General features: G+C 63.3%; 7 protein-coding genes. 4 read left to right on the forward strand and 3 right to left on the reverse strand.

Annotation, left to right across the window (positions count from 1 at the left end; all coding sequences use genetic code 11):
- Window positions 1–26: 26 nt before the first annotated feature.
- The gene (locus Y707_RS0113955; protein ID WP_026535536.1) at window positions 27–362 is read right to left on the reverse strand and encodes a TfoX/Sxy family protein; all 336 of its coding nucleotides are present in this window, start codon (window positions 360–362) and stop codon (window positions 27–29) included.
- Window positions 363–547: 185 nt separating this feature from the next.
- Between Y707_RS0113955 and Y707_RS0113960 the strand changes: the two genes are divergently transcribed.
- The 4 genes from Y707_RS0113960 (at window position 548) to Y707_RS0113975 (ending at window position 5307) form a co-directional block, all read left to right on the forward strand.
- Window positions 548–1501 (forward strand): threonine/serine dehydratase, encoded by a 954-nt coding sequence (locus Y707_RS0113960; protein ID WP_026535537.1) that lies wholly within the window; start codon window positions 548–550, stop codon window positions 1499–1501.
- 27 nt (window positions 1502–1528) lie between these two features.
- Window positions 1529–2773 carry a Zn-dependent hydrolase gene (locus Y707_RS0113965; RefSeq protein WP_026535538.1) on the forward strand — a complete coding sequence of 415 codons (1245 nt, stop codon included), beginning with the start codon at window positions 1529–1531 and terminating at the stop codon, window positions 2771–2773.
- A gap of 63 nt (window positions 2774–2836) precedes the next feature.
- The gene (locus Y707_RS0113970) at window positions 2837–4030 is read left to right on the forward strand and encodes a M20 metallopeptidase family protein (protein WP_026535539.1); all 1194 of its coding nucleotides are present in this window, start codon (window positions 2837–2839) and stop codon (window positions 4028–4030) included.
- A 62-nt stretch (window positions 4031–4092) separates the two neighbouring features.
- Window positions 4093–5307, forward strand: coding sequence for a hypothetical protein (locus Y707_RS0113975; RefSeq protein ID WP_026535540.1), 1215 nt, complete (start codon window positions 4093–4095; stop codon window positions 5305–5307).
- Between the two features lie 71 nt (window positions 5308–5378).
- Here the strand turns inward: Y707_RS0113975 and Y707_RS0113980 are convergent, their stop codons facing one another.
- Both Y707_RS0113980 and Y707_RS32210 read right to left on the reverse strand, forming a co-directional pair.
- The gene (locus tag Y707_RS0113980; RefSeq protein WP_026535541.1) at window positions 5379–6482 is read right to left on the reverse strand and encodes an oxidoreductase; all 1104 of its coding nucleotides are present in this window, start codon (window positions 6480–6482) and stop codon (window positions 5379–5381) included.
- A gap of 306 nt (window positions 6483–6788) precedes the next feature.
- On the reverse strand, window positions 6789–6991 hold a 203-nt coding region (locus Y707_RS32210; protein ID WP_026535542.1), incomplete at its 5' end, for a hypothetical protein.

A 6991-nucleotide genomic window follows, 5' to 3' on the forward strand; every position in this document is an offset into this window, starting at 1 on the left:
CTGTCGGAACCCTGCCTTCTATCCGATTATGTGTTCCCTGCCCGGTCTTGCATGCCCTGCTCGAGCCAGAAGGAGAGCTGTTCGTGGTCGGCCAACGATTCGGGAGCGACGGTCAGCCAACCTGGTCCCATGGTCCGGCCCTTCCCCATCTCAGCCTGGCGGCAGGCCGAGTACCCGAGCAACTCCTCATGGCGGCCGGGGTCAACGTGCACGAGGAGACTGCCATCCTTCCGGGCAGCCACCACCATTTTGTCGTTGACCATGAACGAGATGCCGCCGAACATCGGAATTTCGCGCACGCTGGGTACGTCGGCCAGCAAGTCTCGGATGCGGGCAGCCAGCTCTTCACGCTCCGCCGTCATTGGTGCTACCTTCCCGGCTTCCTGTTAGCGACTCATGGATCATTGACCTTCTCCTCTGTGCCGGTGCTGCTCATTCTAGCCGCGTGCACTAGAGGGACGGACCCTGTAACAGATTCTCAATATCGCCGTAGTGACACACCGCATAAGGTAGAGTCCGGTTCGTTCCGACGAAGGCGGAGGGCAACATGTCACAGGTGACGTTCGACGACGTGCAGGCAGCAGCGAGCCGGATAGCCGGCCACGTCCGGCCTGTGCCGGTCGCACGGGCCGGCCACGCAGCGAACTCCGCCGGTGGCACCTTCGAGATGTACTTCGCTCTGGAGTTCATGCAGCACACCGGATCGTTCAAAGCGAGAGGCGCACAGAACTTCATCCGGGCCAACCGGGAGGCCGGGACGCTTCCCGAGGCCGGAGTCACCATCGCATCGGGCGGCAATGCGGGACTGGCGTGCGCGTGGGCGGCACAGAATGAAGGGATCCCAGCCACCGTCTTCCTCCCGGTAACCGCCCCGCAGGTCAAAGTGGATCGACTGCGCACGTATGGTGCGGACGTCCGCCTTGTCGGTGAGGAGTACGCCGAAGCGCGTGTTGCCTGCGACGAATTCGCCGCTGCCAGCGGGGCGCTGGCTTCCCATGCCTACGACCATCCGTTGATCGCAGCCGGCGCGGGCACGGTGATGGTGGAATTCCTCTCTCAGGTCCCCGACCTCGACACCGTCGTCGTCGCGGTCGGCGGCGGAGGGCTGTTCTCGGGGGTTGCCGCCGTCGCACATCACCATGGAGTCCGGACAATCGCGGTGGAGCCTGAGAACTGCAGGGCACTCAACGCTGCTATTAAGGCGGGCACTCCGGTTGATGTCCCAGTCGACTCGATTGCGGCCGATTCGCTCGGAGCCCGGCGCGCATCCGTGCTGGCTCTTTCCGCCGCTCAGAACACGGCTGCGCGCTCCATTCTTGTACCTGACCAGGCGATTGCCGCCGCGCGGCAGGACCTATGGGACCAGTACCGCCTCGCAGTTGAGCACGCCGCTGCCACTGCGATGGCGGGTGCAGGAGGCGCGGGCAACTACTCGCCGCGCAAAGATGAGAAAGTCGGCGTCATTCTGTGCGGCGCCAACACCAACATTTCAGATCTCTGACAACCGACCCTTACTGGAGGATGTTCGATGACCTCAATCAATGCGGAGCGACTGAAGGCAGACCTGGGCAGCCTCGGCAATATCGGACGGCGGCCTTCAGGCGGATTGGGCCGGACCTCGTTCTCCGCCGAAGACACCGAAGCGCGCCAGTGGTACTTCGATCGCTGCGCCGAGGCCGGATTGGATGTCACGGTCGACGGCATCGGCAACATCATCGTGTCGTCGCCGGTCGCAGATGAGCTCAGCGATGCCCGACGTCCCGCCGTGTGGTCTGGTTCCCACATAGATACCGTGCCCGACGGCGGTGCTTTTGACGGTGCCCTGGGATCAATCGCGGCGCTCGAGTGCCTGAGGCGGATCCACGAGGACAGGCTGGCTCTCGACCGCCCCGTCAGGTGCATCGTGTACGCCGACGAGGAGGGCAACTATGCGCATCTGTTCGGTTCCCGGGCCATCAGCCGCGGCTTCTCGCGGAGTGAGCTCGAAGCACTGACCGGCCGTGACGGTGATCGGTTCGTCGACACCTTCACCGCGGCCGGCGGAGATATCGACCGTGCTGCGAACGCCGTGCTGCCCGAAGGCACTATCGACGCGTCTGTCGAGCTCCACATCGAGCAGGGCCCTGTACTCGAGGTGGAGGGAATCGACATCGGCGTTGTGACCGGCATCGTAGGGCTGGGCGGGGGCACGATCACCCTGCGCGGCCGCTCCGACCATGCCGGAACCACGCCGATGAATGCGCGGAAGGACGCCGGTGTGGCAGCCGGCGCTCTGCTTGCCTCACTGCCCTGTATCGCCGCAGGCGTCAGCGAACGCGCCGTCGTCACCTCGGGGATCGTCACGTTCGTCCCTGGTGGTGCGAACGTCGTTCCCGAGGCCGCTCACGTGACCGTCGACTTCCGTGAGCCGACGGCCGAGGGAGTCGCTGCGCTGGAATCAGCGCTCATCGCCCGGACCAAAGCGATTGCCGCCGAGCACGGGCTCGACTTCGACATCGAGTTCGAAGAGACAGTGCCGCCGGCGCCGCTGGACGGGGAGGTGCAAAGCATCGTCGCCGCCGCAGCGAAAGGGCGCGGACTCAGGCACATCCCGATCCACTCCGGCGCCGGACACGACTCGCAAAACATTGCGACCGTGGCTCCGACCGGAATGATCTTTGTTCCCAGCATCGATGGCCGCAGCCATTGCCCCGAGGAGGACACGAAGTGGGACGACGTCGCCAACGGTGGACAGGTCCTGCTGGACACGATCATCAAGCTGGCGAACCGGTAATCACGGACCATTCCCTACAAATCCCCATACCCCAATGACGAATATGACCTAAGGAGTTCACACATGGCAGTCGACTTTCCCCGTGAGGCGCAGGATATCGCCGACGAGCTTATCGCCCTTCGTCGCGACCTGCACCGGCACCCGGAACTGGGCAACCAGCTCCCCGAGACCCAGGCACGGGTTCTTGCGGCACTCGAGAATCTCCCCCTCGAGGTCACAAAGGGCCAGGCACTCACATCCGTCGTCGCCGTCCTGCGGGGGGCGCTTCCCGGTCCAACTGTCCTGCTCCGCGGCGACATGGACGGACTGCCGGTCTCGGAGAAAAACGACCTCGAATACGCCTCGAAGAACGGGCGCATGCACGCCTGCGGACACGACCTCCACACCGCCGGCCTGGTAGGCGCAGCCAAGCTGTTGTCCGCCCACCGGGACGAGCTCCGTGGCAATGTCGTCTTCATGTTCCAGCCCGGCGAAGAAGGCCCCGGTGGAGCACAGCCGATGATTGACGAGGGTGTACTCGACGCAGCCGGATCCCGCGTCGACGCCGCTTTTGCCGTGCACGTCATGCCCGGCGAACGAGGCACCTTCACCTGCCGGCCGGGGGCCATGCTGGCAGGAGCCAACATTCTGCGTGTTGTGTTCCACGGTGCAGGAGGGCACGGCTCACAGCCTGAGAAGGCGCTCGATCCAGTGCCGCCTCTTGTCGAGTTCTGCCAGGCCCTCCAAGTCATGGTGACCCGGCGCTTCAGCGTGTTCGACCCGGTCGTCGCCGCGATCACGAACCTTTCAGCGGGGGAGGCAATCAACGTCATCCCGCCGTCGGCTTCGATGGGCGCCTCGGTCCGCACACTCTCGGCGGAGACGACACGTGGCTTTCCCATCTATGCCAGAGAGCTCGCCGAATCGATTGCGGCCGGGCACGGATGCACCGCCGAGATCGAGTGGACCAACGTGTACCGGCCTACGGTCAATGATGCCGCCGAAACCGAATACCTGCTGCGCACACTGACCGACGTGTTCGGTGCGGACCGGGTGGTGGAAGCGGACAATCCGATCATGGGTTCGGAGGACTTCTCCTGCGTCCTCGAGGAGGTTCCAGGGGCCTTCTACATGCTGCAGGCCACTCCCAAGGGCATCGATCCGGAGACGGCGGCAGTCAATCATTCCCCGCTCGTCCAGTTCGACGACGCTGTCCTCGCCGATCAGGCGGCCTCCCTGGCGGCTCTGGCATTCACCTACCAAGCGCCCGGGCGCTGAGAACTCACAAAAGCTCGCTGCACCTGACGGCGCAGTGAAGAAGAAGGCAGAAAGGCTCACTCATGGAACCGATCTACAGCGCAGCCATCGTGCTGGCATTCATCGCACTCGGCGAACTCATCTCGCTTCGGACCAAGGCCCGTGTGCCGAGCCTCCTGGTCGCAATGCTGGGCATATTCATCGTCGCCCAGCTGGGCCTCGTGCCAGACACGGTCGTCGAAGATTCACTCCTGCCACAGGCTTACACAATCCTCGTCTTGCCCCTGCTCTTCCATATGGGGTCCCTGATTCCCCTGCCCACACTGCTCAAGCAATGGCGCTCGGTCATCATCGCCCTGTCGGGAATGCTGGTGGCAGTCCTCACGCTCGCACTCGTCGTGATTCCGCTGTTCGGCTTCGAATATTTTGTCGCCGGAGCCGGACCGCTGGCCGGTGGAATTGTCGCCACCAGCCTGACAACCGATGGACTCACCGCAGCGGGGGTATCATCCATGATCGTTGTCCTGCCCTCACTCGTCCTCATGATGCAGTCGCTGCCGGCGATGCCGATGACGAACTTCCTCCTGCGACGGTTTGCCATCAACCTCCGGGACAGCGGTGAGCTCGCCAAGCTCGCGGAAGATGCCCAGGCGGAACACGGCCATGCTGAAAACGGGTCGGCAAAGGCGGTAGGAACGAAGCAGAAGGCAGGCACGAAGAAAAAGCTCGTCACACTGCCGAGCATGCTCGCGCACAACGAGCTCTTCCTACTCTTCTGCGTCCTGGTCGGCGGTTCCCTGGCCGCACTATTAGCGGTTCCCACCCACATCCCATCCTCGATCCTTGCGCTCCTCCTCGGCATCGCGTCGACCGCCATCGGTCTCACCCCGGAGCGCGCTCTGGAACGCTCCAACTCATTTGGCATTGCAATGGCCGGCGTGATCGCTATCGTCATGGCGCCGCTCATCACCGCCTCGCTCTCGGACGTAATCGCAGCTATCGTGCCGATGCTCGTCATCCTCGTCATCGGATTCGGCGGCATCATGCTCGGCGGCTTCATCGCGACCAAGCTGCTGCGCTGGAAGACGGGCCTGGGCATGTCCGTCGCCCTCACGGCGATGTACGGCTTTCCCGCCGACTACCTGCTGACCAGTGAGGTCGCCCGGTCCGTGGGCCGCGATGAGACAGAGCGCTCGCAACTCACGGACGCCATGCTGCCGCCGATGCTTGTCGGTGGTTTCACCTCTGTGACCTCCGGCTCCGTTGTTATCGCCAGCGTTCTGGTCAGCTTCATCTGAGTCGTTCTTTAGCCGTTTCGGTGTTTTCGGCGGTTTCGCGGGCCAGGTCCAGGAGCGCGGCGAGTGCGAGCCTATGCGGGCAAATCCAACTCCCAATCCTTGACGTCGGCTACGGGAGCGAAAAGGCGACCGTCGAGTTCGTCAAATTCCAGGTTGTTTTTCGCCCGGTGCGGCCAGTTCCGATTAGCCAAGGCACCCTTGCCCAGGGCGACGACGTCGGCGGCACCATCGTGCAGCATGGCAGCGGCCGTTTCCGGGTCGTCCAGGTTGCCGTTGGCGATCACGCTTACTCCCGAGTGCTGCTTGGCGAGGGACGCCAGGGAGTCTCCTTCGCCGTCGAATGCCGGGGCCGTTGCCCGTGGCTCAGTAGTGTGAATGAAGTCGATCCCGGTGGCGCCGAGGGCGGAGAAGATTGTCTTCGCTTCTTCCTGGCCGCCATTCCAGCGGTGCTCGCCGTCGCTAACCTTGGCCTGGGAAATGCGGATCCCCACAGCCATGTCCGGGCCAACGGCGTCGCGTACTGCCTCGCAAACCTCGACGGCGAACCGTACCCGGTTTTCGGGAGAGCCACCGTAGTTGTCGGTCCGTTGGTTTAGATAGTCAGTGAGGAACTGGTCGAGAAGGTATCCATTGGCACCGTGAATCTCGACGCCGTCGAACCCTGCCCGCTTGGCGTTCAGCGCGGCAGTGACGAAGCTCTCCCGGACATCATCCATCTGCTCCACCGTGATTTCCGCCGGAACAGGGTAGGGTCCTTCTCCGCGGTAGAAACCGAGTTGCTCGCCTTTGGGGGCAACCGCGGATGGGCCAATTGAGGAGTCGACGAATCGATTGCCTTGGGCCTGTGAGCCAGCGTGCATGAGCTGGGCGAATATGCGCGCACCGGAAGAATGCGCGGCGTCGACGACTGCACTCCAGGAGTCCGCCTGCTCCTCAGTGGCGATCCCCGGTTGGAAAAGATATCCCTGGCTGTGGGCGGTATCCGGGTAGATTCCCTCCGTGATCAGCAGGCCGAAGCCGCCCTTCGCGTATGCCTGGTAGTAGGAAGCCATCTTCGCTGTGGCGTGTCCATCCTCGGTTGCGCTGATGCGGGTCATCGGAGCCAGCGCAACGCGGTTTGCGATTTCGGTGGAACCTAGCTGGAGGGGTTCCCACAGCGGGGCGAAGTTTTGCACGAAGATCTCCTTCGGGTTTTCAGGTGGAAGGCCGTCTGTTGACGATTCTGTGTCATAACGGGGCGAACGCAGATTGTTATTCCTTCGCGGGCACGACCACTGGCAAGGACTTCAGGGCCGGACCCGCTTGGTTTCGTAGGCCCAAATGACAATTTCGACTCGGTTGCGGACACCGATCTTGTTCATCGGGCTGGCGAGGTCGATGCTGGACGGAATCTCATCGATGAGCCATGCCGAGCTTGTCCAAGAGAATCACCTTGTGGCCCTACGGCACTCTGGCCCTATTCTGGCGCCCCGAAAAGGTTACTAACACTCGCTGATCCGTTGCACGCGCCACCCATCGGCCGCCGGGTTGTGTGCCAACACCACCATCACATCCGGCTCAGATCCGTGGCAGTGCAACTGCATCCGCCAGTACTCCGCCTGCAGGGTGTCGGTGGTGTGGGGCTCCGGCACGGCCGCGCAGTCACCCAGAATGCGCCAGGCATTCCAGTGTTCCGGCTCGTCGG

The sequence above is a fragment of the Arthrobacter sp. H14 genome, assembly GCF_000520495.1.
Lineage (GTDB): Bacteria > Actinomycetota > Actinomycetes > Actinomycetales > Micrococcaceae > Arthrobacter_C.